The organism is Priestia sp. LL-8 (assembly GCF_036227845.1).
Taxonomy (GTDB): domain Bacteria; phylum Bacillota; class Bacilli; order Bacillales; family Bacillaceae_H; genus Priestia; species Priestia zanthoxyli.
Map to the genome: position 1 here is coordinate 4870490 of NZ_JAZAQH010000001.1, position 23137 is coordinate 4893626.

Sequence of the window (23137 nt, forward strand, 5' to 3'; positions counted from 1 at the left end):
AATGTACGTATATACCCGACATCCCAAGGGGCGAACAAGTCTACAATGAATAAAACAAGTCTTTTTCGACTTAAAATGCGTCAATTTTAGTAACTTAAAGTCGATTTTTATAGGAATTTGATAATTGGCACACTTCTTGCTTATTATAAAGGTAAGGGGAGGAATTTCTATTTATATTTTCAGAATTTACTTTATTTTCTAATAGTCTTTCGATAATTTTAAAGGAGTGAATACGATGGGAAACAAAACAGAATCACACGGAAAGTTAAAGCAACGTCACGTTTCCATGATTTCCATTGCAGGTATTATCGGAGCCGGCTTGTTTGTAGGAAGCGGATCCGTTATTAACGCAACAGGCCCAGCAGCAGTAGTTTCATATGCAGCAGCCGGACTGCTAGTCGTTCTATTGATGCGTATGCTCGGTGAAATGGCTATGGTAAACCCAGATAAAGGCTCATTCGCAACATATGCTCAGCAAGGAATTGGCGCGTGGGCAGGTTATGCTGTTGGATGGCTTTACTGGTTTTTCTGGCTAATTGTAATTGCGATTGAAGCCACTGCAGGAGGAGCAATTGTTCATGAATGGCTCCCTTCCGTACCAATTTGGCTTTTAAGCTTAATTTTAACCTTTGCATTAACTTTAACAAACTTGTTCTCTGTCAAATCATTTGGAGAATTTGAATATTGGTTTGCTATGATTAAAATTGTGGCAATCGTTGCTTTTATGGGAATCGGTTTAGCTATTATTTTCGGATTAATCCCAGGTACATCTTCACCTGGTCTAGCTAATTTAACGGGCCATGGAGGCTTTATGCCAAAAGGTATGAACTCTATCTTCTTAGGAGTTATTACCGTTATTTTCTCTTATTTTGGAGCTGAAATTGCGGCTATTGCAGCTAGTGAATCAGAAAATCCAGCAAAAGCTATCACGACTGCTATTCGCAGTGTCGTATGGCGAATTTTAATTTTCTATATTGGTTCAGTTGCTATTTTAGTAACTCTTTTACCTTGGAACTCAGCTGATTTACTAAAAAGTCCATATGTAACAATGTTAGAAATGGTCAATATTCCAGCAGCTGCACAAATTATGAATTTAGTCGTATTAGTATCCGTTTTGTCTTGTTTGAACTCTGCTTTGTATACGAACTCACGAATGATTTTATCATTAGCTCAAAAAGGACAAGCTCCTCGCGCTTTAGCAAAGGTAAGCAAATCAGGCGTGCCGGCAAGAGCCGTATGGATTAGCACAGCTGCCGCATATGTATGTGCTATCTTTAGCTTCGTTTCGCCGGATAAACTCTTTTTATTCTTAGTTAATGCATCAGGAGCCATTGCTCTTATTGTGTACTTAGCTATCGCTATTTCTCATTTACGCCTGCGCAAGAAAATGATTCAAGCCAACCAGCCAATTAAAGGGATGAAAATGTGGTTGTTCCCGTATTTAACATACGTAACAATTGCTGTTATTACCGTAATCTTCTTATCAATGGCATTTATTGATTCGATGCGCTCACAGTTTTTCTTAACTCTTGGATTAACCGTTGTGGTTCTTCTTTCATACTCGTTCATCAAAAAAACAAACAACAAGCGACCTGACGATCAATTTTCCGAGTCGGAAAATATTGCAAAATAAAAAAGCCGCAGATGCGGCTTTTTTATTTTGCTTTTGATTATTTCTCAACCGATATGTCACGATGAAGATTTCGAAGCGGCTGAGGAGGGCAAATACGTCGCGTCGTGTAAGAAACGATAAAAATAGTTAACAACCCGCCTACCATCGCAAATGTACGAAACGGAAACATGACCACTCCGTCTTCAATCATCGGGTACGGAAGCAGTGCCTTTAAATGAAGCAATGGTTCTCCTCCACCGATTCGAAGAACAAGAGACACAATGAACCCAGCCAAAGATCCGTACCAGTTAGCTCCTTTAAAGAATAAAGCACAAACCAACTGCGGAAAAAGTATGCAATACACTAGGTCCCCTGATAAATACCATAAAGAGTAGACACTCTCAGAGTTTAAAGCAATTAGAGTTGCTCCGGTTCCAATAATAATGATTGAACGCTTAATAACTTTATCTAACTGCGCCTGTGTCGCATTTGGTTTTACAATCGGACGATACACGTTCCAAGCTGCCATACCCGAAGCTGAAAGCAATGAAGCCGCTACTGCAGCCATGACGGCAGCAGCTAGTCCGCCAAGCGCAATCGCTCCTACTAAATCAGGCGTTAGGTATTTAAATACGTATGTTAAAATCATAGACGCGCTCTCCGGGCTTGACGCTCCGAATGAAGACCAGTCTGCACTATAACCAATCATTCCTATTAAAGTTGGAGGCAAGGCCGCTAGAGCGCAAAAAATGCCGGCTGTAATAGATAGCCACATTGCTGCTTTTTCATTTTTAGCAGATAACACGCGCTGAAAATAAATTTGCCATGGAATACCACCAAAAATAAGTAAAAAGGTGCTATCCCACCATTGCCAATATGTATTTCCCCATTTCGGATCTTCCCAGCCTTTTAATGGAGGAAATAAATGAAGAGAACCAGCCATACCTTCTGAATAAGTAGAAAAAACGGCTCCCACCCCTCCCGTATTCGAAAATGCAAAGGGAAGTACCAGAAATAGTCCTAAAAACATAATAGAAAGCTGTAAGATATCGGTATGTGCTACTGCCCACAAGCCGCCAATCACGGTGTATGCAATGGCAATAAGTGCGGAAAGAATGATGGAAATTGAAAAACTGAGGCCTAAAATCACACCGAATGTTGTTCCTAAAGCGGTTAAGATAGCTGCGCTCCAAAACAGCTCTCCTAATATAGCTGGAAAATAAAGAACCGTAGCCATTTTCTTACCGAAACGAGATTCCAAAGGATCGAGCATTGTCATAAACTCAAATCTTCTCATCTTTCTAGCAAAAAAGATACCGCCTAAAATTAAGCTGATTGAATAACACCACGGTGCTTGAGTCCATGTCAACCCTGAGGAATAAACGGTTTCAGCCGTTCCAGCGATATATCCTCCACCGACCCAAGTGGCGGTCATTGTAAACATTGAAATCCATAGCGGCATCGATCTTCCTGCAACGAGCATATCGTCTGATTTTCCTTTTTTACTTGCAGCGGCTCGAGCACCAATAAAATAAATAACACCATACATAATGAACATTAAAATGAGGCCTGGCCAATAGAGATCTGGATTATAGAGAGAATAGATAAATGCAACAACCATAAAGATTGAAAATCCTATAATTGTTGTCCATAAGGGGGTTAGTAGACGGTTGTTCCTGTTTGATTTTCCTGAAAAGTCAGAAGTCTCATTCGACTCTTCAGGCCTGGCTTGTTGTGTGTCTGAACGAAAGGGCTTTTTAGCATTTTGCATCGTCTCACATCCTTTAAATTGATGAAGAAATCTAAAGACATAGATGTCCTCTATTCCTTTTTCCTACTAGCATACAATTAAACCTAAAAATAGATTTTTTTAGAATAAAATATAAATAGTTGGATTATAAATACCAATATTAAGGGGAGGAATTACGGTTATATAGCTATACTAAAATAATTTAATTTCACGTGTTTTATTATTTCGCTAAAAATTCATGAATGTTTTCATTATCTACTTAAACTCCTTTCTTAATTTCCACATCTGAAATTCTTTATTTTTCAAGGTTTGTATGCAAGCAGATACGGTACTATGGTTAATATATCTGAATGTTTAGGATATTGTCAAAAAATTTCGAGTTTTTTTATCTGTAAAAAGAATAATATTCTCTTAGTTTATGTATCAAAAAACCCTTTGCATCAAGCGGCATAGCAATCAGCATCTTTTTATTAAATTTTTTCCTAATATCCGAATGATCACCCTCCTATAGAGAAGGTTTTCTATTAAATTCAGAACATTTCAAGTTTTTTAATTTGACTAAATTAAATAATCGGTGCTATAATTCGAATTGTTAAGAACGTTAAATATAAATTTAACAAATTCTATTATTTGGAGGTCGGTGCTATTGGAACAAACACTTACGCTTGAAAAAATGCACATAAACGGCGAATGGGTTGAAGCACGCAGCGGTGAAAAAAGAGAAATTATAAATCCTTTTAATCAAGAGATTATCGCTGTTGTTACAGAAGGAAATCGTGCTGATGCTGTAGAAGCCATTGAAGCAGCTAGAAAAGCTTTTGATGCAGGTGAATGGTCTAAATTTACAGCGGCCGAAAGAGGTTCTTTGCTATTTAAAGTAGCCGAAGAAATTCGCAATGATCGCGAGGAACTAGCAAAACTTGAAACCTTAAATACTGGAAAAACCCTCGTTGAAAGCCTAGCAGACATGGATGGAATTGCTGATGTCTTTCAATACTATGCTGGATTAGCAGATAAAGATGGTGGACAGATGATTGAGTCACCTAATCCCGACTCTGTTAGCCGCGTTGTCCGCGAACCTGTAGGCGTGTGCAGTCAAATCACTCCTTGGAATTACCCTTTATTGCAAGCCTCTTGGAAATTGGCTCCCGCACTTGCTGCTGGGAATACAATTGTTATTAAACCAAGCGAAATTACCCCTTTAACAACTATTCATATGATGAAAATTTTTGAAAGAGTTGGCTTCCCATCAGGTGTCATTAATATCGTGCTTGGCCCGGGTGCGACCGTTGGACAAGAAATGGCAGAAAGTCACTTAGTAGATTTAGTTTCATTTACAGGTGGCGGTGTATCCGGACGTAAAGTCATGCAGGCTGCCGCAGGCAACTTTAAAAAAATCGCTCTTGAACTTGGAGGGAAAAATCCAAACATCGTCTTTGCTGACGCTGACTTTGATACTGCAGTTGACTATGCATTAAATGCGGTATTCTTTCATGCCGGTCAAGTGTGTTCAGCTGGTGCGAGATTACTAGTTCAAGATGACATTCATGATAAATTTGTTTCAGCAGTTATTGAACAAGCCAAAAAAATCAAGCTAGGAGATGGCATGGATGAAGCCACTCAAATGGGACCTGTTATCTCAAAAGAGCACCTAGCTAAAGTGGAACATTACATTGAGCTTGGCAAACAAGAAGGTGCTTCTCTTGTTTTAGGAGGTAAGCGTCCAACTCAAGATTCTTTACAAAAAGGTTTATTCATTGAACCAACCATTTTTACAGACTGTCATGGAGATATGAAAGTTGTCCAAGAAGAGTCATTTGGTCCAATTATGACCATTGAGCGCTTCAGCACCGAAGAAGAAGCGGTGGCACTTGCTAACGATACAATCTATGGATTAGCTGGAGCCGTTTGGACAAGTGATATGAACCGAGCTGAACGTGTAGTGAAAGCACTCCGTATGGGAACAACGTGGATTAACGATTATCACCCCTACTTCCCGCAGGCTCCTTGGGGAGGCTATAAGCAATCTGGGATCGGAAGAGAGCTTAGCCACATTGGGCTAGAAGAATATACGGAAATTAAACATATTTATACGAATACAAATCCACAGCCAATGCGCTGGTTTCAATAAAATTCAAGGGGGAATGTAAAGATGTTTATGCGATTTGAAAGAATGGAACGTTTAAAAAGTTTTGAGATGCCAACGGTTGTAAAACATGGAATTGGTGCTGTAAGACATACTGGAGAAGAAGTAAAAAACCTAGGTGTATCTAAAGTTTTATTAGTAACAGATCCTGGTGTAAAGAAAGTAGGCTTAGCAGACCCTGTAATCGCTAGTTTAAAAGAAGCGGACGTAGATGTTATTTTATTTGATCAAGTAGAAGCCAACCCTTCTATTCACGTAGTAGCAGACGGCACAAAAATGTACAAGGAAAATGAATGTAACGGACTAGTAGCCGTTGGAGGCGGAAGTTCAATGGATACGGCAAAAGCTATTGGTGTGGAAGTAGCTCATAATGCTCCCGTATTAGATTATGAAGCTGCTGAAGGAAAAAAACCTTTAACAAAACGTATCCCTCCTTTAACGACTATTCCTACAACTGCCGGTACGGGAAGTGAAGTCACACAGTGGGCTGTTATTACGGATCCTGTTCGCGAGTTTAAGTTTAATACAGGCGGACCTTTAATTGCTGCCCACTTAACCATTATTGATCCAGAACTGCACGTGTCTATGCCTGCACACATTACGGCCGGTACAGGAATCGACGCATTAGCGCACGCAATTGAATGTTATACATGTCATTTTGCACAACCAATGACAGACTCTGTTGCTTTATTGGCTATTGAGTACGTTGGAAAATACTTACGACGTGCAGTTGCAAACGGTCAGGATATCGAAGCACGCTATGGAATGGCGCATGCAGCTATGCTTGCGGGACTTTCATATGGAAGTGAGTCTGCCGGAGCAGCTCATGCGATGGCTCAAACATTAGGAGGCATTTATCCAATTGCTCATGGCCCTTGCGTAGCAGCGATGCTAGGTCCTGTAATGGAATATAACTGGATGGGTGAACCTGAAAAATTTGCGCGCATCGCTCAAGCTCTAGGCGTTAATACACATGAATTAACGCTTGAAGAAGCAGCTCAAGCAGCTGTTCGTGAAGTATACCAACTAGTTAAAGATGTACAAATCCCTTCTTTAGAAGAACAAGGTGTTCCAAAAGAAGCCGTTTCTCGCTTAGCTCAAGAAGCATTTAATGATCCACAAACAGTGGGTAACCCTCGTGATTTAACGGTAAAAAGTTACGAATGGATTTATAACCGCTGTTTTGAAGCTACACCGTTAACCGTGTAAAAATAATAAAAAGGCTGTTGATTTTTCAACAGCCTTTTTTATGTTATTCTTTCGCTAATTCTTCATTTAAAATATCGATGATTCTTCGGTCGTCAAAAACTTTCACTACTTTTTTCAAGAAATAATAATACTGTTTTGACTCTGTAATCTGCGCTAAATTACGCTTTGCTTTTACTGTGATCTCCTCAGGTACATTCTCATCGTTTAAAAGAATCTGCAGCTTGTTTTCCGCTTCTTCGATTGCCTCTAAATTAACCGAAATTTCTCTTTGCCACTTCTTACAGAAAAAAGAAAAAAAGGACTTAGAAAAATCTTTTTCTGCTTCATATAGGTCTTTTCGAACACCTTTTTTCCACACTTTGTGGACCATATCAATATTTTGCAGTGAACGAATGGACGTACTCATCGTTGGTTTACTCATACCCAATTCTTCACTCATCTGATCTAGCGTAACAGGTTCATCCATAAAATAAAGCATGCCATACAGCCTTCCTACTGAAGGTGTGACACCATATAAATCCATCGTATCAGCCAGGGCGCTGACGACAACATCTTCCGCTTCTTTTAATAAATCATGATACTCTTGAACATCACTCATTCGTTCTTCTCCTCTTTTGTTAAATTTATTTGAATTATACTTAATAAATTTAATGATACACGATAAAAAGGAAAAAAACAGAAATTCAGTTCAATTTTTTTGATAAAAAAAGCCTTTCTCTTAAAGAGAAAGGCTTAAGACATAGTGGGGAATACTATGTGTTTATCTTTCCCGATTTAGATATTATTTATACCGTATATTTTTGATTATTTTCAAACTGATCGTTTTATTTCTTTTTCGGTAATTGTTTCAGCATATCAATAGCATGCAGTGTAATTTGAGAAGCACTTTTATTTTCGTTACGTATTTCTTCATAAATCTCTTGTCTATGAATATCTACAGACTTTGGAGCTTGAATTCCTAACTTTACTTGATCACCATTAACTGCAAGGACGGTCACTTCAATTTCATCACCTATTTTGATTGTTTCATTTAACTTTCGTGTTAAAACAAGCATGGAATCACTCCTTATCTATTCCTCTTACTCAAATAACCTGTGCTTCGTTTCATAAGCTGTATTCATTAAAATCACTTGTTTAGCAAGCTGCTGCTTTGTATTAATAATAACAGGAGCCTGCAAATTAGCCGTTATCTTTTCCACAGAATCTGACATCGTAAGCATTACGTAAACAGCTGCATCTTCCGCTTGTTGTAATTGAAGCTTTTCAATTTCCTGAGGTTCTAGTTGAAAATCATAATCTAAAAAAAACTGAAATGGATCCGTGATAATAAAAGCGAGTTCTTTGGTTTGAATAGACTGCAGAACTTGGAAAGCTTCGGCTTCCGGAAGTGGTAAAATAACAAATTCAGTTTCATCCAAAAAACCTGGAATCCCTTGATTGAATGTCAGTGTTTGCTGATTATCTATTTCTATATCTCCATGATAGCTTGTTGAAATTTTCATCTCATCACACCTTTGCTAATTGATTTTTTCTTATTACTTTTTTCATTGTAAAAAAGCTCCTTCTGTTTAGAAGGAACTTTTTAACGCAAGAAATCTAGCAGCGTAGGCTGAATAATTTGAGCCCCTACTCCCAAAGCAGCACGATGCACACTTTCTTGTACGGTTAAATTCGTAATGACTTGTTCAATATCTGCATCTTCATTATTTGAAAGCATCTTAGTAGCCGTAATTTCCTGTGAATCAAGGCGGTTTTCGATCAACTCAAGCCGATTGCTTCTTGCTCCCAATTCAGATCGCTCCGCTAATAGCGTAGACAGCTGCGTGTCTACCTGTGTAGAGAGATCTTTTAGTGAGTTTACATCGTTTTGTTCAAAAGCTGTTTGAACGCTGTTCATTAAGTCGAATGCACCTTGTCCAAAAATGTTTTCAGGATGAATATTGACTCTCAGCTGGATACCTTTTGAGACTTCAACTGAAAAAGGATCCAGGTTAATAGTTGATTTTATCATACTGCTTGCGTCCTCACTAACAGGCGGCGCTCCTACATTTACACCATTAAAAATGTAGTTTCCTGCCACCTGCGTATTGCCTACTTGCATATAATCCAGCTTTAACTGTTCAATTTCACGTGCAATCGCTTGGCGGTCATCACTTTCATTCGTACCGTTTAACCCTTGCACGACCAGCTCTTTCGTGCGCTGAAGAATGGAATTGACTTGTTCAAGTCCTGATTCTGAACTATCAAACCAAGACTGGGCTTCTGTTAAATTACGTTTATATTGATTTACTTCAGAAAGATTAGAACGATAAGCCATTCCTTTAGTAGCCACTACCGGGTCATCCGACGGACGAGTAATTTTCTTTCCCGTTGATAATTGGTTTTGAAGTGTTTCCAGCTTATTATAGCTATTGCTAATCTGTTTTAACGAATTAGCCGCTAACATCCCTTGTGTGACACGCATATTTACCTTCCTCCAGTTCCAAGACCGTTTACAATTTTATCAAGCATTTCATCAATCATAGTCACCATACGGGCACTAGCGTTATATGCATGCTGAAACTGAATCATATTGGTCATCTCTTCATCTAATGAAACTGCACTGGTAGACTGGCGCCTTTGCTCCACAGCTCCCTGGAGAGTTTCTGAATTACTTTTTAAGCGGTTCGCTTGTTGGGCATCTACTGACATTTGGCCAATGACAGATTGATAAAATCCATCTAATGAAACAGCTCCGTTTCCGGAATTAATAAGCACCTTTTGACGAAATTGAGACAACAGCTGAGCATTTTGTCCATCTCCTTGGCGATCAGTTCCAGCAGCACCAGAAGCAGCAGCAATATTGTTTGTGTTTTGTTTAATTTTATCAGCAATAACAATTCCAGTTGCAGCCCCTTCTTTCTGAGAAATCTCATTAAAAAAGGACATACCAGTATCACCATCTAGCGTGACACCTTGTTGGTGCTTATCATTAAACCATTTCACAAATTCATATGCCATTTCATCTAGATCATCAATCATTGAAGCGTAAACACCTGTTTTATTACCACTATTATCTATATATCCAGAAGCCTCAATTAACCCTTTAAGTTTTCCTTGAGGAAATGACTCAGGGTTCCGTATCTCATCCCCTATATGAATTTCCGTCACATAGGAATCTTGATTTGTTGTCAAACTGATGGCATTTACTTGATGAGTTTTCCCATCTAAAAGGGTAATAGACCCTTGAGAAGTTTGAAGCTGAACCGTTACCACTCCTTCTGACGTTGCAGAAGCGTTCCCGCTGCTTTTTGTATACTCTAAAGAAACCGGCATAAATTTAGAAATCTCATCTAGCAACCGATCTCTTTCATCATACAGATCATTAGGCAAATAGCCATTCGGTTCTACATTTTGTATTTGTTGGTTCACGTTATTTATTTGCTCTAGCAAAGAATTCACTTGTGTTACAGCTACGTCACGCTCGTTTTGTAAATCACCTTGAATCGTTTTTAGAGAAGTAGATAAATAAGAGAAGGTATCGCCTACTGCTTCAGCTCGTTCAATCATAACAGACCTGGCTCCTGCTTCTGAAGGGTGTGAAGCTACATCTTGAATGGACTCAAAGAATTGATTAAAAACAGCTGAAAGTCCATCTTCAGTAGGTTCATTCATAATTTCCTCCATTTTTTCAAGAGCACCAGCGCGTGCATCCCAATACCCCACTTTAATGGTTTCATCTCGATACTGGGTATCTAAAAATGTATCACGTATTCGCTCTACCGTGCTGGCTTCTACTCCCATTCCTATTTGACCCGCAGTTCCAGTCTGATTCATCCCTGGGGCTGGATAAGCTGGGAACGTTTCTAAACTTACTCGCTGACGCGTATAGCCCGGCGTATTTGCATTAGATACGTTATGGCCAATCGTGTAAAGAGCCGCTTGTTGGGCATCCATTCCTCGTTTAGCCACCTGCAAACCATGAAATGTTGAACTCATTCTGCTTTCCTCCGTTCTTTATACCTTCGAATTAAAAATAGAGTTGGACTGAAAGGATCTATTATTTGTTTTTGTGTAATTGAACGAATCCTCTCGTTTCGATGGAACAAGAAGGTCTAGTTCGGTATGAATCAGCTGCAAAGACTGTGTGAGCAGCTGATTGTTCAAGTCATTTGCATACTTTATATCTTGAATGATATCTATTAGCTGTTTTTGAAAGGGTATCAAGATGGAGTATTCAGAGAATGAGCCTGCTATTTCTTCAATAGAGCGAGCAGCATGCCCGCTTTTTTCCATCGCTTCTACACGTTTTGTTTCCAGTGCAGAAATAGCAGCTATATGAGATTGCTCTTTTTGCAAAGAAGCCGTCAATGCCTTTACATCTTGTTTAATAATAAAATTCGTTTTCTCTTTAACAATGACAGACAAACTTTTGTGAAGCGTTACTTGTTTTTCTAGTATCGTTTGAATTTCTTGCACGTTCAATCAATGTCAGTCCTTTTATTTTTTATAGAAATCTACAATACTTTTAGCAATTTCTTTTCCGTTAATTTCGTATGTTCCGCTGTTAATTTGCTGTTTTAGTTTCTCCAATTTTTCAAGTCTTTCTGGAGATGGTTCATTTCCCTGAAGTTTCTTCGCCTCAGATGAAATATGAATCTGGTCTTGTGGATTCTTTTTAGAGACCTGTTCTGTTTTTTCTGATTGTTTTTTGTACGGATTTATTCCAAATAAGTTCGATGGGTTAATCTTCATCTCTCTCACCTCTTTTTATATTTGTATCCGTTATCTCTATTCATTATATCGGAATTTCCACCCAAACCTTTAGCATCGGCAAGGAAGTTGAGACCATTTTCACAGTCCACCTTAAACATAGGTCTATAGATAGAGAACCTGCAAACACTCAGCACACTTTTACTCTTTTTTCCTTTCGTTAGAACGATAGGTGGGACGCGTCGGCTCTTCATTTGAACGAATCATCTCACGATTATGCTTTTCTAACCCATGTTTAATTTCTTGAGAGCATGAATGACAAAGTTTCCCTTCTCGAATCTGAGCGTTGCATTGCATGCATGGATAGCTTATATTTGGAAAATTAGTTAGTACTAAGCGACCTTGTCGAATAAATTGATGAATTAACGAATCTGAAACGCCCGTTCCTTTCATCACTTCGTAAGTCGTTGCTGTACGATTTGCTCTTTTCTTCAAGAATGAAGAAACACGTTGAAACAGAGCTTCTTCTTTGTCAAAACATGATTTACACATGTTTATTGATCCATTTTTTACAAATAAATGACCGCATTCCCTGCAATTATCTAACGTTCCCATATTCGAAACTCCTCATTTGTTTTTTATTTTACTATCGGTCAAAGTTTGAAATTATACATCTTCATGCACGAATTAAAGTGAGCGAACGAACCGAACGTGCCCCAGCTTCCTGCAAACAATTTGCCGCTTGGCGCACGGTTGCTCCCGTTGTATAAATGTCATCAATTAAGAGAAATTCTTGATTCGTAACCATTGAGGAATCGACTACTTTAAATTCCAGCCTTTCTGTCAGCCGACTTCGCCTATTCTTCTTTGATTGCTTTGTTCCTGAACAGCGAATAAGAGGTATTTCTATATTATCACTGAGAAGCTCAGCTAGCGCTAAGGATTGGTTAAACCCTCTCTCATATAATCTTTCGTCCGTTAAAGGTATAGGAACTAGTATAGCTTTTGGATTACATTCTTTTTTATAGAACTTATACCACTGCTCCTTGAATGCTTGGATAATTTCATAATCTCCTTGAAATTTAAAACGTTCTATTATGCTTTGCATAAAATCATTGTACGTATAAAGAGAACGGTTAAAAAAAGAAGCATCATTCCACTTCTGACAGTCCATACATGTGTCTAGCTCATAATGAGAAGGAGCCAGGTCTGCAAGAGAGCGGCCGCACCCCCTGCAAATGCTACTGCTAATGATAGAGCATCTTTGCAAGCAAACAGTGCAAATCCTGTCCGTTGAAGAAGGTTTTAACAATGACCTCCAATCGAATGAAGAGACAAGAGGTTCAAAACAAATCAGACATATTGTCATCAATCAATCAGCCCTTCCTTATAAGCTAGAGCATTCATATATTTAATATGTTCTTTTGCTTTTCGCATAGACAGAGATTGCCCATAATGAAAAAAAACCACGTCGCCCGTTGGGAATTGAGCACTCCTCCCTACTCTTCCTGAAATCTGAACAAGAGCACTTTCAGTAAAAATCGTTTCTTCTGCTCCCAATACTGCAACATCTATGTTGGGAACCGTTACGCCTCGCTCTAATATTGTTGTCGTTACTAAAATAACTAGCTGTCCTTCTCTAAATTTCATCACTTTTTCTTTTCGCTGAGAATCTTCAGCGTGAACACCTTCGACCTTTCCCGTCAGCTTTCGAATCATGTCTGTGATCGGAGCAATCCACTTAATTTGCGGGACGAAGATAAAGCATTGTTTCCCTTCATTTATTCTTTTTTTCAGCCATTTCTCAACATTAGCAGGCAAGGTATCTGTTTTCATTTTTTTCTTCCAATTACCACACCATTCAAAACGAGGAACAGGAACAAGCATTCGGTGATAGCGGGCTGGAATTTTAACTACTTGTTTTTTCCCTTGCTCAACGTCTTTTTTTAATGATTCACTTGGAGTCGCTGTTAAATAAATCTTTGATGCAGCGTGTTTAGCTGCTTTTGCAACAGCGTAGTGCAGCATAGGCTCTGTTGAATACGGGAATGCATCTACTTCGTCAATAATCAACACATCGAATGCTTGATAATAATGCAGAAGTTGATGAGTGGTGGAAATAATAAGAGAGGATTCATGAAAACGGTCTTCGCTCCCTCCATACATAGCCAGCACAGACATATCTGGAAATGCCGATTGAATTCTTGGCTTTAACTCAATCACTACATCTGTTCTTGGAGTAGCAATACAGACTTTCTTTCCGCTGTTCAACGCTGATTCAATACCTTTAAATAAAATTTCCGTTTTTCCTGCTCCGCAAACAGCCCAAATTAACAGCTCTTCATCCTTTTTTATAGCTTGAATGAGTTCATTTGAAGCACGTTCTTGAGCTTTAGACAGCGTTCCTTTCCAATTCATCACGCTGCTTTTTGGCAGGACATTACTTGCTGGTCCTTCCCAGTTTATAAAGGGTGTACACTCACTTACTTTGCCCATTACGATACATGCTCGGCAATAGTAGCAGTCCTGGTGACATCTACTGCATGGAAATGAAGCAAAATAAAAGGGGCTATCACTTCCACACCGGTTGCATTTATATCCGTTTTCTTTCTGGGTAATTGCTTTTTGATAGGAAATATATCCGTTTAGATAATGTTCATGAATGAGAGATAAAGGATAGGGAGTCTGAGTTAGTAGAAGCTGCTTTCCGCTTAGAGAGCGCTGAAGATCTAAAGAGTAGGGGTATGAAGGATTTAAAGGTGGAGTTCTCCACGTATTGATTTTTGAGAGAGGAAAAGCAGCTGGGCTAGGTACTTGAACGGGATCTAGCAATTCTTGTTTAACAGTAAAAAGCATATCTTCATTCCTTTCCATGTTTATCGTACACATCTATATACGCAAAAAAAGGTGTTTTTTCCTGCAAAAAAACCAAATCAAATGATTTGGTTTTCGATTACTTTTTATACCAACCTATACCAATAGCACCTTCACCTAAATGCGTGCCAATGACAGCGCCAAAATAAGAAAGACTCCATTCAATATGAGGATATTCTTGTTCTAAGTCTCGTTGAATTTCTTTTGCTTCATTTTCACGATTAGAATGAATAACTACAGCTTTCATAGGTACGTTTTCTTTTGCATCTTCATCAAGAAGCTCGGTGATTCGTTTTAATGCTCGCTTACGCGTACGAATTTTTTCAAACGGAACGATTTTTTTAGATTCAAAATGGAGCACGGGCTTTACTTGAAGCAGACTTCCGATAATAGCCTGAGCAGCATTTAGGCGACCTCCACGCTGCAAGTGAGATAAATCATCTACCATAAAATACGCACGCATTGATAGTTTCATCTCTTCAAAACGCGCAATGATTTCGTCAGGATGTTTATTTAATCGGACCATCTCGGCTCCTTCAATCGCATAAAAGCCTTGAACCATACAGCTGATTTCTGAATCAAATACGTGCACATCAAAGTCTTCTACCATGCTACCTGCCGTCAAAGCACCCTGATACGTTCCGCTAATTCCACTAGATAACGTAATAACGATAGCAGCATCGAATTGATCTCGTTTTAACTGTTCAAACAACTCTACAAATTCTCCGATAGCAGGCTGAGAAGTGGTTGGAAGATTTTTTGCTTCTTTAATTTTTTCAAAATATTGATCTGCAGTCATATCTACTTCTTCACGATATGTTTCTTCACCAAAAATAACGCTTAGCGGTACCATATGTATATGATAGTTTGATCGAATTTCCTCTGATATATAGGCGGTACTATCTGTAATAATTGCTGTTTTCATAAGATAGGGATCCATCCTTTGTTATATAAAATAATTTCACTCTATTCTACAACATTTAGGATTAAAATGCATGTAACGAGAGGTTTACCTATTAGTAAAGCTCCCTCACGTATACATATTAATTAACAAACCTTGAATTTCTCCAACCCGCTTGAGTAAATTTAAACTGTCTTTTTCTTTTTGAAGGATATCATTTGTCAAGTCAACTAGTTTCGTATCCACTTCTTTCACTAACTTATATACTTTAGTCGTTCCCCTATGGTTAAATCCTCTTTCTTCATGCAGTTCAAAACCATTTTTAACGACTTCGTTCATAAACTGCTTCACAAGCGTCTTGTATTTCCGTAAAGAATCAATGGTTTGACTTTTCACTAACTGCTTTCCCTGTTCTTCAATTTTATTTATCACTTGAGTTAAATGTTCATAGGTTAGTTCTTTTTGTTTCTTGGCCATTACTCCTGTAAATGAAACCGAACCACTTACTTCTTTTTCTCTAATGAGATTCACGGAAGAAGAAAGACCGTTAATTCGCTGCACCTCCACTATGTATCTCTCCTTTCTCTGTTAGTATACACTCCATTCAATTTAGACTTTTAGATGTGCCAGCTTGATTAGCTGAAAGGTTTCGAGAGGCATCTGATGTGTGGGCATGATGATTATCCTTTAGCTAAGAGTGATACTTATGTGCTGTTCATAAGAAGACAGCTTGTTTTTTCGGAGCGAAGAGGTAACTTTAGGCGTTGCTTTTAACACTTCATTCCAAGCGTTAGAAAGTTTCTGCATCATTTGTTGAACTTCATATAAAACAAACGTATCTTTTTTAAAATTAGCCATAATTAATCGCTCAGACATATAGTTGTATAGGATATCTAACTGCTCTGCAATGATACCTGCTTGATATGTTAAGCCAATTCCTAGCCGATATAAAATATCGTTGCACTGTTTAATTTTTTCATTCGCTATAAAATAATCGCTGTGTTGAATTGCTATAACAGCGTCATCAATATTTTGAATGAATTTTTCATACATCATAGCCGTTAGCTCTTGCGGAGATTTATGATAGATTAATTCTTCCGTTATAAAATTCAGCTTCATCACCTTCTTGTCTTCTTTAAATCAGTTTTCTATTTATTTGACTAAAAGCTAACTCTTAAATTTCTAAAGGATACCAGTTGAGGTTTGAATAAATTCTTCTACAACCTCATATGTATCTCAAAGTATTAAAGACCTTCCTTTACAAGAGCTTGCGTCAAATTGATGGACATTGTTTTGAGGTATGGATGCTTTTGTCGAAATTTGAAGGACGAGTAAATGCGCAAAGATATCACCCTTCGCCTTCCTAAAAGATATTTTCTCCCTTTAACTTATCGGGTGTTTTCCTCTCTCATTAAACATGACTTTTTACCCACAATTTCAAAAAAAGTTATAAAAAGAAAAAAAAAGTCCGATATACCTAGTGGTATATCAGACTTTTGGACTTATCTTACTTCTACCCAACCGTTTTTAATTGCCACAACAACAGCTTGAGTACGATCATTTACATTCATTTTTTGCAAAATATTACTCACATGGTTTTTAACGGTTTTTTCACTAATATATAATGCTTCTCCGATTCCTCGGTTACTTTTACCATCAGCTAACAGTTGTAGCACTTCGCACTCACGACGTGTTAACAAATGTAGTGGACGGCGAATCTCAATTGGTTCGTGCGGATAAGAAGACGATTGTCCTTGAGCTGCTAGTCGACGGTACTCTTTTACTAAACTATGTGTTACTTTAGGGTGTAAATATGAACCACCTTCTGCAACTACTTTCACCGCTTCAATTAACGCATCCGCATCCATTTCTTTTAGCAGATAGCCTCGTGCCCCTGTTTGTAAGGCATGAGTTACATATGTCTCATCATCATGGATAGATAAGATAATAACTTTAGCATCCGGATTTACTTCTACAAGCTTTTTCGTAGCTTCTACACCATTTACAGCCGGCATGTTAATATCCATGATTACAACATCAGGTTGATGTTCTTCTACAAGGTCAATAACTTCGCTACCGTCGTCACCTTCTGCAACTACTTCAAAATCTTTTTCGAAATCTAAAATTCTTTTTACTCCTTCACGGAATAATTGGTGATCGTCGATTATGATAATTCTTGTCTGCATGTTTGATTCCTCCCCAAATCGAACAACAAATGTTTTACTCTATATTGACCCCTATTTATATACATATCTCTGCCTTTTTAAGCGGCTATAATCGGTACTTTAATCATAACAAGCGTGCCTTGGTTAATTTTCGAATGAACAGAAATAGTCCCATCTAATAAATCAACACGCTCTTTCATTCCTATTAAGCCGAACGAATTCTCTTTTTTCTCTTCTTGATTAAAACCGCAGCCGTCATCTTTGACAAGCAAAATAGCGTGTTCATTGTTGAACTCTATCTTCACTTGGATTTCCGTCGCGTCTGCATGTTTTAATGCGTTCGTTACAGCTTCTTGCACTAGACGAAACAGTGCTACTTCTAATTTTGAAGCAGTTCGCTTCTCTTGTCCAATGGAAATAAACGTAATCCGAGGCTTGCCTTCGTTATAATCTTCGATTGTATCAAGATATTTACGTAGCGTCGGAATTAGACCTAAGTCGTCAAGTGCCATCGGTCTTAAATCATATATAATTCGACGCACTTCGTATAGGGCAGAACGAACCATTTTTCGCAAATCTCGAATTTCTTCCATTGCTTCTTTTGCACTACGTTCCCGGTAAATTCGGTCAATTAATTCCGATCTCATCATAACATTTGCAAGCATTTGAGCTGGGCCGTCATGAATCTCTCTTGACAAACGTTTCCGTTCCTCTTCCTGAGCTTCAATAATCCGAAAGCCAAAATACTCTTTTTGAATAGCATCTTCTACTATTTCCCCTACTTGTTTTAAATCACTTGTTAAATAATTTAACACAACGGAAATTTGACCTACTAGGTGATCTGCACGTTTAATCGTTTCTTCCAATGTAAGCAAGCGTCTTTCTAGTTCATCTCGACGATTACGCAGCTGATATTCGCTTTGCTGATTCATCAGTAGCTTGGTTTGTAATTCATGTGCTTTTTCATAAGCGTCTTTTACTTCAGGCTCTGAATAAATTTGAAAATGTCGGCTCACATCAGACAAACGCTTTCGAGCCAACCTTGCCTGAGTTTCCAATTTATCGCCTTGCTCTATCGTCTCAAGAACTTTTCCTTTTAACACTTCTAACTCTTCTTTAATTTGCTGATATTCTTGTCTGGCATCTTCAGAAAGACGATAGACTTCATTTTTACTATCTCCTACTGTGCCAATAATCTTCTCAAAAATTTCATCAAGTGCCTTGCTTGTTAATTTATGTTTCGACATTTACTCACCCCAAACTATACTCACATTCGGAGAAATGTCTATACGTTCATGCTATATATAGTATTCGTATGACCTATCTGAATTGTGAGGATAAGATCCATATTTTCTCCCTATCTGACTTTTTATATCCAAAAAGTAACGGTTGTTTTTAGTACCCTCAAACTCGACATCAATCGACGCTTGACTCGCGTTATTTGAATAGATTACCATTTACGCTCACTCTTCAACAGTGACTAACTGCCTGTTTAAATCATTTCATTATTTAGCTATACAAGCCTGCACACTCTTTTATTATAACGTATATTCTGTATGGCTTGTTTAAGTGATGTTGAATTTGATTAATTGATGTCTTTTCATAAACATTTTATACTAATAGCAAGTAAACAGTACGTAAATACCCGTTTTTCTTCTATTTATAACGCTAAGGAGGATTTTTTGATTGTTATCACAATATTATACCGTAAAACAAGAAGGTTCACATGAAATCACTATTCAAAAATCTAGATTCATTTGTCATATGAAACGTGTAACAACTGAGGAAGAAGCTCAGCAATTTATCCAAGACATCAAAAAACAGCACTGGAATGCTACTCATAACTGTTCAGCTTACCTAATTGGAGAACGAGATCAATTTCAAAAAGCAAACGATGATGGAGAACCAAGTGGCACAGCAGGCGTACCAATGTTAGAAGTGCTTAAAAAGAGAGGCTTAAAGGATACCGTGGTCGTCGTTACGCGCTATTTCGGAGGCATTAAATTGGGCGCAGGTGGCTTGGTGCGCGCGTATGGAAAATCCGTTTCCGAAGCGTTGAATGAATTAGGTACAGTCAAACGAACTCTCATGGCGGTTATGCATACAAACGTCGATTATACATGGCTTGGAAAATTAGAAAATGAGCTTCGCAGTTCCGTTTATCTATTAAAAGAAATCCACTACGCAGATATGGTAGAGATTGAAACATTTGTAGAGGAAACTCAAACAGAAGCATTTACTGAATGGATGACCGAGCTAACAAACGGCCAAGCAGATATTCGAGCAGGTGAGACGACCTATTTAGAAGAAGATGTAGAATGAATTATTTACTCTTATTAAAAAACATTGTACAATTGATAAATAGCGCAACTATTCTGATGGTTGCGCTACTTGTCAATGAGTAAAAACCTCGTACAGATGCATAGCTTTGACGAGTTTGATTCATACATTCCAATTTATAACACATACTAAGTGTCACAATAAGTGTTCGAATATACGAATAAAAGGAGAAACCGTATGGCTCAATATAGACGTTTTCAAAAAAGAGTAAACAAACGGAAAAGAAAACGAAGGCTTTTTACATTTTTTCTGTTACCTATCCTTATTTTAGGGCTTTCTGCAACCGCTTATGGCTCTTATTTATTTGTTAAAGCTAAAACAGTAGCTTCTGATTCTTATGAAGGTCTCGGAGATCGCGATAATTCTCCTATGCGTGATCGTAAAATTGACCCCAAAAAAGATGATATATCCATTTTATTTATGGGCGTAGATGATAGTGAAACGAGGAAATTCGGAAAATCAGCCCGTACAGATGCTTTAATTTTAGCAACTTTTAACGAAACGAATAAAACCGTGAAGCTTGTAAGCATACCTCGAGATTCAAGAGTTTATATACCTGAAGTGAATAAAAAAGATAAAATTACTCATGCGCATGCGTACGGCGGTCCAAAAGCAACGGTAGAAACGGTAGAACAGCTGTTTAATGTCCCTGTTGATTACTATGTTAAAGTAAATTTCAAGGCTTTCACAGACATTGTAGATTCACTTGGCGGAATCGATTTTGATGTACCTTATGCGATGAGTGAAAAAGACTCGAAAGATCGTCATAATGCTATTGTCTTAAAACCAGGAGAACAACATTTAAATGGTGAAGAAGCGTTAGCTGTTGCTCGAACACGAAAACAAGACAACGATATTGAGCGAGGAAAAAGACAGCAGCAGTTGATTGAAGCCATGATTAAAAAAGCTGCCTCCATTGGATCACTAAATAAATATGGCAATCTTATCGAAGCTGTTGGCGATAATATGAAAACGAATTTAATGTTCGGTGAAATGCTTTCGTTTTATGATTATGCTTCGAAAAAAGTAGACATCGAAACCGTTAACTTAGACGGTAGCGATGAAAAAATTAACGGCGTTTACTACTTCAAACTAGATAATGATTCAGTGGAAAAAGTAAGTGAAAAGCTCCGCAAGCATTTAGGCATTGAATCAACTTCAGATACAACAGAATAATTAAAAAGACCTCTTGGATATCCAAGAGGTTTTTTAATTAATTTTTTAAACGAAGCCCACGAACCATGTTGAGAATTGGCCTATATGTCTTATCAACTAGTCCTATCTTTTCAACGATAATTTCAATCGCTACAAGGAGGATAGCTAGTACAAGAAAAGACCCCCACATTGTTTGTACCTTTGAGAAGATAACTGCCGCTAAACCAAATATCGCACTCATTCCATAAATAATTAAAACCGTTTGTCTATGGCTGTACCCTAAGCGCAACAAGCAATGATGCAAATGAGATTTATCAGGAGCCGATAGCGGTTGATTTTTTACGATTCGGCGAATAATAGCAAAGAACGTATCTGAAATTGGTACCCCTAAAATAATAACTGGAACAATGAAGGAAATAACCGCTACATTTTTAAATCCTAACAGAGACAATACAGAAATCATATAGCCTAAAAATAGTGCTCCTGTATCGCCCATGAAAATCTTAGCGGGGTGAAAGTTGTAAAACAAAAATCCGAGCGTACTTCCCAATACGATGAAACCCATGCTTGTCACAAACACATTGCCCATCATAATAGCCATACCCGAGATGGTAATCAATACAATAGAGGAAACGCCCGCAGCTAATCCATCCAATCCATCAATTAAATTAATAGCATTGGTAATTCCCACAATCCATAATACCGTAATTGGAATACTTAACATTCCGAATTCTAATTTTCCGCCAAACGGCAAGTTAATGAAGTCAATTTGGACTCCACCGTATACAACAACAATTAATGTCGCTACTAGCTGACCGCCTAATTTGATTTTAGCGGATAGCTCAATCATATCATCTAAGACACCGGTAATAATGATAATGATGCTTCCGATTAAAATCGGCAGCGCATATTTACTGTCAGGCTGTAAAACGAGGTATCCAATAAGAAAACTAAAAAATATCGCCAAACCTCCAAGGCGAGGCATAATTTTTTGATGAACTTTTCGTTGATTTGGTTTATCCGTTGCACCTATTTTAAACGCCAGCTTCTTAACCAGCGGAGTGATCAGAATAGATGTAATAAAACAAATAAACAAGGTCAAATATAGCATGGAGACCCTCCTCAGGTTTATGTTAACCAAAACCATAAAAAATGTATCCAACTTTATATAATTGGATAGTATTTCAAATTGCGTATAACAATAATTACTTACTTATTCCCAAAATGGATTATATCACAATGATTCTACTACTTAAATAGAAATTTATTCTCAAAAATTAGCACATTTACAAACTATTAATAGAAAAGAACCGTATTTTTTGGTGTATAAACAGCTGATTTACTTTATTCTTATGTGGTTATTTTATGTAGAACATTTTCTTTACTATATTTTATTAAAATATAAGCGAACTCCCCCCTTTTCGTCTAATTTATTCGTCATCTTTAACTCTTTTTCCTTTTTATTAAACATATTTAAACCTTTATTTTTATTTCACATGGCCCCACTCATTATATGAACAAACTTTTGACCTATGCATGTCCACTACTCCAAACCACATTCACTGAATCGTTGTCCTTATCTTATAACATTTAAAAGTTAAAATATAGTGAAATGGACAGAGATAAAATTAAACAAAAAAAGGAATTTTATCAAAAAAAATGAAACTTTTTTTGATACGGTTCGTAATACATAGTAGAAACAGCATCAATCATCTTACATAAAGGGGGTGTTGAATGAACTATGTTCGGTCTATCTGTTCAAACAGTGTATTTGTATGGATTAATTATCTGCGGAAGTCTCACCTTCTTATACATTTTATTTAGCGATTTGTTAGATGGATTATCCGAAGCGATACCTTTTTTTAACCCCACTCTTCTTTTTTCTTTTTTAACATTCTTTAGTGCCAGTGGATATTTGTTCACCTATACGTCATTGCAAAATTATTGGATTATTTCGATTTCCGCTCTTATTGCCCTTCTACTCGTTATTTTGCTCAACGTTTTCGTATTGATTCCTTTATCATCGGCTGAAGAGTCTCTTGCTTTTACTGAAGATTCGTTAAAAGGAAGACTTGGTACCATTATTACTTCCGTTCCTGCAGATGGTTATGGAGAAGTATTTATCGAAGGGGTCAGCGGCACGATCTCCAAACCCGCTGCCAGCTTTAAAAACACTGCTATACCTTTAGGCAGCAAAGTGCTTGTGGTAGATATACAAAGGGGCAACGCACTCGTTGTGATTTATGAAGAAGTTATGACCAATCACTCATTATAAATAGTATTAGGGGGAGTT

Annotated in this window: 23 protein-coding genes; 6 read left to right on the forward strand and 17 right to left on the reverse strand. The window is 37.7% G+C overall.

Annotation, left to right across the window (positions count from 1 at the left end):
- Positions 1–235 precede the first annotated feature (235 nt).
- Positions 236–1633 carry an amino acid permease gene (locus U9R83_RS25495; RefSeq protein WP_014457799.1) on the forward strand — a complete coding sequence of 466 codons (1398 nt, stop codon included), beginning with the start codon at positions 236–238 and terminating at the stop codon, positions 1631–1633.
- Between the two features lie 37 nt (positions 1634–1670).
- On the opposite strand, the gene U9R83_RS25500 is transcribed toward U9R83_RS25495, so the two are convergent.
- Entirely contained in the window at positions 1671–3383 is a 1713-nt protein-coding gene (locus U9R83_RS25500; protein WP_042991818.1) for a sodium:solute symporter family protein, read from the reverse strand.
- Between the two features lie 652 nt (positions 3384–4035).
- Here U9R83_RS25500 and betB point away from each other — a divergent pair.
- A complete protein-coding gene (betB, locus tag U9R83_RS25505; protein ID WP_208733445.1) occupies positions 4036–5493 on the forward strand; it encodes a betaine-aldehyde dehydrogenase in 1458 nt (485 codons plus the stop codon).
- Between the two features lie 21 nt (positions 5494–5514).
- Complete coding sequence (locus U9R83_RS25510; RefSeq protein ID WP_014457796.1) at positions 5515–6717, forward strand: iron-containing alcohol dehydrogenase; 1203 nt, start codon at positions 5515–5517, stop codon at positions 6715–6717.
- Between the two features lie 43 nt (positions 6718–6760).
- Here U9R83_RS25510 and cudC read toward each other — a convergent pair whose 3' ends face one another.
- The 15 genes from cudC to U9R83_RS25585 form a co-directional block, all read right to left on the reverse strand.
- The gene (gene cudC / locus U9R83_RS25515) at positions 6761–7315 is read right to left on the reverse strand and encodes a choline uptake/conversion transcriptional regulator CudC (protein WP_014457795.1); all 555 of its coding nucleotides are present in this window, start codon (positions 7313–7315) and stop codon (positions 6761–6763) included.
- Between the two features lie 226 nt (positions 7316–7541).
- Complete coding sequence (gene csrA, locus U9R83_RS25520; protein WP_013085431.1) at positions 7542–7772, reverse strand: carbon storage regulator CsrA; 231 nt, start codon at positions 7770–7772, stop codon at positions 7542–7544.
- Between the two features lie 24 nt (positions 7773–7796).
- A complete protein-coding gene (gene fliW / locus U9R83_RS25525) occupies positions 7797–8219 on the reverse strand; it encodes a flagellar assembly protein FliW (RefSeq protein WP_014457794.1) in 423 nt (140 codons plus the stop codon).
- Positions 8220–8299: 80 nt separating this feature from the next.
- Positions 8300–9181: a flagellar hook-associated protein FlgL gene (gene flgL / locus U9R83_RS25530; RefSeq protein WP_243550074.1), complete on the reverse strand. Its 882-nt coding sequence runs from the start codon at positions 9179–9181 to the stop codon at positions 8300–8302.
- A gap of 2 nt (positions 9182–9183) precedes the next feature.
- Positions 9184–10695, reverse strand: coding sequence for a flagellar hook-associated protein FlgK (gene flgK, locus U9R83_RS25535; protein WP_014457792.1), 1512 nt, complete (start codon positions 10693–10695; stop codon positions 9184–9186).
- Positions 10696–10713: 18 nt separating this feature from the next.
- A complete protein-coding gene (locus U9R83_RS25540) occupies positions 10714–11175 on the reverse strand; it encodes a flagellar protein FlgN (RefSeq protein ID WP_223260217.1) in 462 nt (153 codons plus the stop codon).
- 21 nt (positions 11176–11196) lie between these two features.
- Positions 11197–11451: a flagellar biosynthesis anti-sigma factor FlgM gene (flgM, locus tag U9R83_RS25545; RefSeq protein WP_014457790.1), complete on the reverse strand. Its 255-nt coding sequence runs from the start codon at positions 11449–11451 to the stop codon at positions 11197–11199.
- Positions 11452–11610: 159 nt separating this feature from the next.
- Entirely contained in the window at positions 11611–12024 is a 414-nt protein-coding gene (locus U9R83_RS25550; RefSeq protein WP_014457789.1) for a TIGR03826 family flagellar region protein, read from the reverse strand.
- Positions 12025–12085: 61 nt separating this feature from the next.
- Positions 12086–12778: a ComF family protein gene (locus tag U9R83_RS25555; protein WP_221780796.1), complete on the reverse strand. Its 693-nt coding sequence runs from the start codon at positions 12776–12778 to the stop codon at positions 12086–12088.
- Positions 12778–14283 carry a DEAD/DEAH box helicase gene (locus U9R83_RS25560; protein WP_243550076.1) on the reverse strand — a complete coding sequence of 502 codons (1506 nt, stop codon included), beginning with the start codon at positions 14281–14283 and terminating at the stop codon, positions 12778–12780. The genes U9R83_RS25555 and U9R83_RS25560 overlap by 1 nt, the downstream gene beginning before the upstream one ends.
- 79 nt (positions 14284–14362) lie before the next feature.
- Positions 14363–15208 (reverse strand): DegV family protein, encoded by an 846-nt coding sequence (locus tag U9R83_RS25565; protein WP_014457786.1) that lies wholly within the window; start codon positions 15206–15208, stop codon positions 14363–14365.
- A 105-nt stretch (positions 15209–15313) separates the two neighbouring features.
- Entirely contained in the window at positions 15314–15751 is a 438-nt protein-coding gene (locus U9R83_RS25570) for a YaaR family protein (protein ID WP_208732833.1), read from the reverse strand.
- Positions 15752–15871: 120 nt separating this feature from the next.
- Positions 15872–16303 (reverse strand): flagellar export chaperone FliS, encoded by a 432-nt coding sequence (fliS, locus tag U9R83_RS25575; protein ID WP_014457784.1) that lies wholly within the window; start codon positions 16301–16303, stop codon positions 15872–15874.
- Between the two features lie 383 nt (positions 16304–16686).
- Positions 16687–17370: a response regulator gene (locus tag U9R83_RS25580; protein WP_013059772.1), complete on the reverse strand. Its 684-nt coding sequence runs from the start codon at positions 17368–17370 to the stop codon at positions 16687–16689.
- 77 nt (positions 17371–17447) lie between these two features.
- Positions 17448–18596 (reverse strand): sensor histidine kinase, encoded by a 1149-nt coding sequence (locus tag U9R83_RS25585; RefSeq protein ID WP_013059773.1) that lies wholly within the window; start codon positions 18594–18596, stop codon positions 17448–17450.
- 439 nt (positions 18597–19035) lie between these two features.
- Here U9R83_RS25585 and U9R83_RS25590 point away from each other — a divergent pair, with 439 nt between their 5' ends.
- The gene (locus tag U9R83_RS25590) at positions 19036–19671 is read left to right on the forward strand and encodes a YigZ family protein (RefSeq protein ID WP_243550078.1); all 636 of its coding nucleotides are present in this window, start codon (positions 19036–19038) and stop codon (positions 19669–19671) included.
- Positions 19672–19866: 195 nt separating this feature from the next.
- Complete coding sequence (locus tag U9R83_RS25595; protein WP_014457782.1) at positions 19867–20865, forward strand: LCP family protein; 999 nt, start codon at positions 19867–19869, stop codon at positions 20863–20865.
- A gap of 37 nt (positions 20866–20902) precedes the next feature.
- Here U9R83_RS25595 and U9R83_RS25600 read toward each other — a convergent pair whose 3' ends face one another.
- The gene (locus U9R83_RS25600; protein WP_013059776.1) at positions 20903–21955 is read right to left on the reverse strand and encodes a glycosyltransferase family 4 protein; all 1053 of its coding nucleotides are present in this window, start codon (positions 21953–21955) and stop codon (positions 20903–20905) included.
- Between the two features lie 630 nt (positions 21956–22585).
- On the opposite strand from U9R83_RS25600, the gene U9R83_RS25605 reads away from it, so the two are divergent.
- Positions 22586–23119 carry an NfeD family protein gene (locus U9R83_RS25605; protein WP_013059777.1) on the forward strand — a complete coding sequence of 178 codons (534 nt, stop codon included), beginning with the start codon at positions 22586–22588 and terminating at the stop codon, positions 23117–23119.
- Positions 23120–23137: the final 18 nt, after the last annotated feature.

What these genes read in the sequence shown, in the direction of transcription:
- U9R83_RS25495 (WP_014457799.1), top strand. Translation starts at nt 236, where the DNA reads ATGGGAAACAAAACAGAATCACACGGAAAGTTAAAGCAACGTCACGTT.
- U9R83_RS25500 (WP_042991818.1), bottom strand. Translation starts at nt 3,383, where the DNA reads ATGCAAAATGCTAAAAAGCCCTTTCGTTCAGACACACAACAAGCCAGG.
- betB (WP_208733445.1), top strand. Translation starts at nt 4,036, where the DNA reads ATGCACATAAACGGCGAATGGGTTGAAGCACGCAGCGGTGAAAAAAGA.
- U9R83_RS25510 (WP_014457796.1), top strand. Translation starts at nt 5,515, where the DNA reads ATGTTTATGCGATTTGAAAGAATGGAACGTTTAAAAAGTTTTGAGATG.
- cudC (WP_014457795.1), bottom strand. Translation starts at nt 7,315, where the DNA reads ATGAGTGATGTTCAAGAGTATCATGATTTATTAAAAGAAGCGGAAGAT.
- csrA (WP_013085431.1), bottom strand. Translation starts at nt 7,772, where the DNA reads ATGCTTGTTTTAACACGAAAGTTAAATGAAACAATCAAAATAGGTGAT.
- fliW (WP_014457794.1), bottom strand. Translation starts at nt 8,219, where the DNA reads ATGAAAATTTCAACAAGCTATCATGGAGATATAGAAATAGATAATCAG.
- flgL (WP_243550074.1), bottom strand. Translation starts at nt 9,181, where the DNA reads ATGCGTGTCACACAAGGGATGTTAGCGGCTAATTCGTTAAAACAGATT.
- flgK (WP_014457792.1), bottom strand. Translation starts at nt 10,695, where the DNA reads ATGAGTTCAACATTTCATGGTTTGCAGGTGGCTAAACGAGGAATGGAT.
- flgM (WP_014457790.1), bottom strand. Translation starts at nt 11,451, where the DNA reads ATGAAGATTAACCCATCGAACTTATTTGGAATAAATCCGTACAAAAAA.
- U9R83_RS25550 (WP_014457789.1), bottom strand. Translation starts at nt 12,024, where the DNA reads ATGGGAACGTTAGATAATTGCAGGGAATGCGGTCATTTATTTGTAAAA.
- U9R83_RS25555 (WP_221780796.1), bottom strand. Translation starts at nt 12,778, where the DNA reads ATGACAATATGTCTGATTTGTTTTGAACCTCTTGTCTCTTCATTCGAT.
- U9R83_RS25560 (WP_243550076.1), bottom strand. Translation starts at nt 14,283, where the DNA reads ATGGAAAGGAATGAAGATATGCTTTTTACTGTTAAACAAGAATTGCTA.
- U9R83_RS25565 (WP_014457786.1), bottom strand. Translation starts at nt 15,208, where the DNA reads ATGAAAACAGCAATTATTACAGATAGTACCGCCTATATATCAGAGGAA.
- fliS (WP_014457784.1), bottom strand. Translation starts at nt 16,303, where the DNA reads ATGAAGCTGAATTTTATAACGGAAGAATTAATCTATCATAAATCTCCG.
- U9R83_RS25580 (WP_013059772.1), bottom strand. Translation starts at nt 17,370, where the DNA reads ATGCAGACAAGAATTATCATAATCGACGATCACCAATTATTCCGTGAA.
- U9R83_RS25585 (WP_013059773.1), bottom strand. Translation starts at nt 18,596, where the DNA reads ATGTCGAAACATAAATTAACAAGCAAGGCACTTGATGAAATTTTTGAG.
- U9R83_RS25595 (WP_014457782.1), top strand. Translation starts at nt 19,867, where the DNA reads ATGGCTCAATATAGACGTTTTCAAAAAAGAGTAAACAAACGGAAAAGA.
- U9R83_RS25600 (WP_013059776.1), bottom strand. Translation starts at nt 21,955, where the DNA reads ATGCTATATTTGACCTTGTTTATTTGTTTTATTACATCTATTCTGATC.
- U9R83_RS25605 (WP_013059777.1), top strand. Translation starts at nt 22,586, where the DNA reads ATGTTCGGTCTATCTGTTCAAACAGTGTATTTGTATGGATTAATTATC.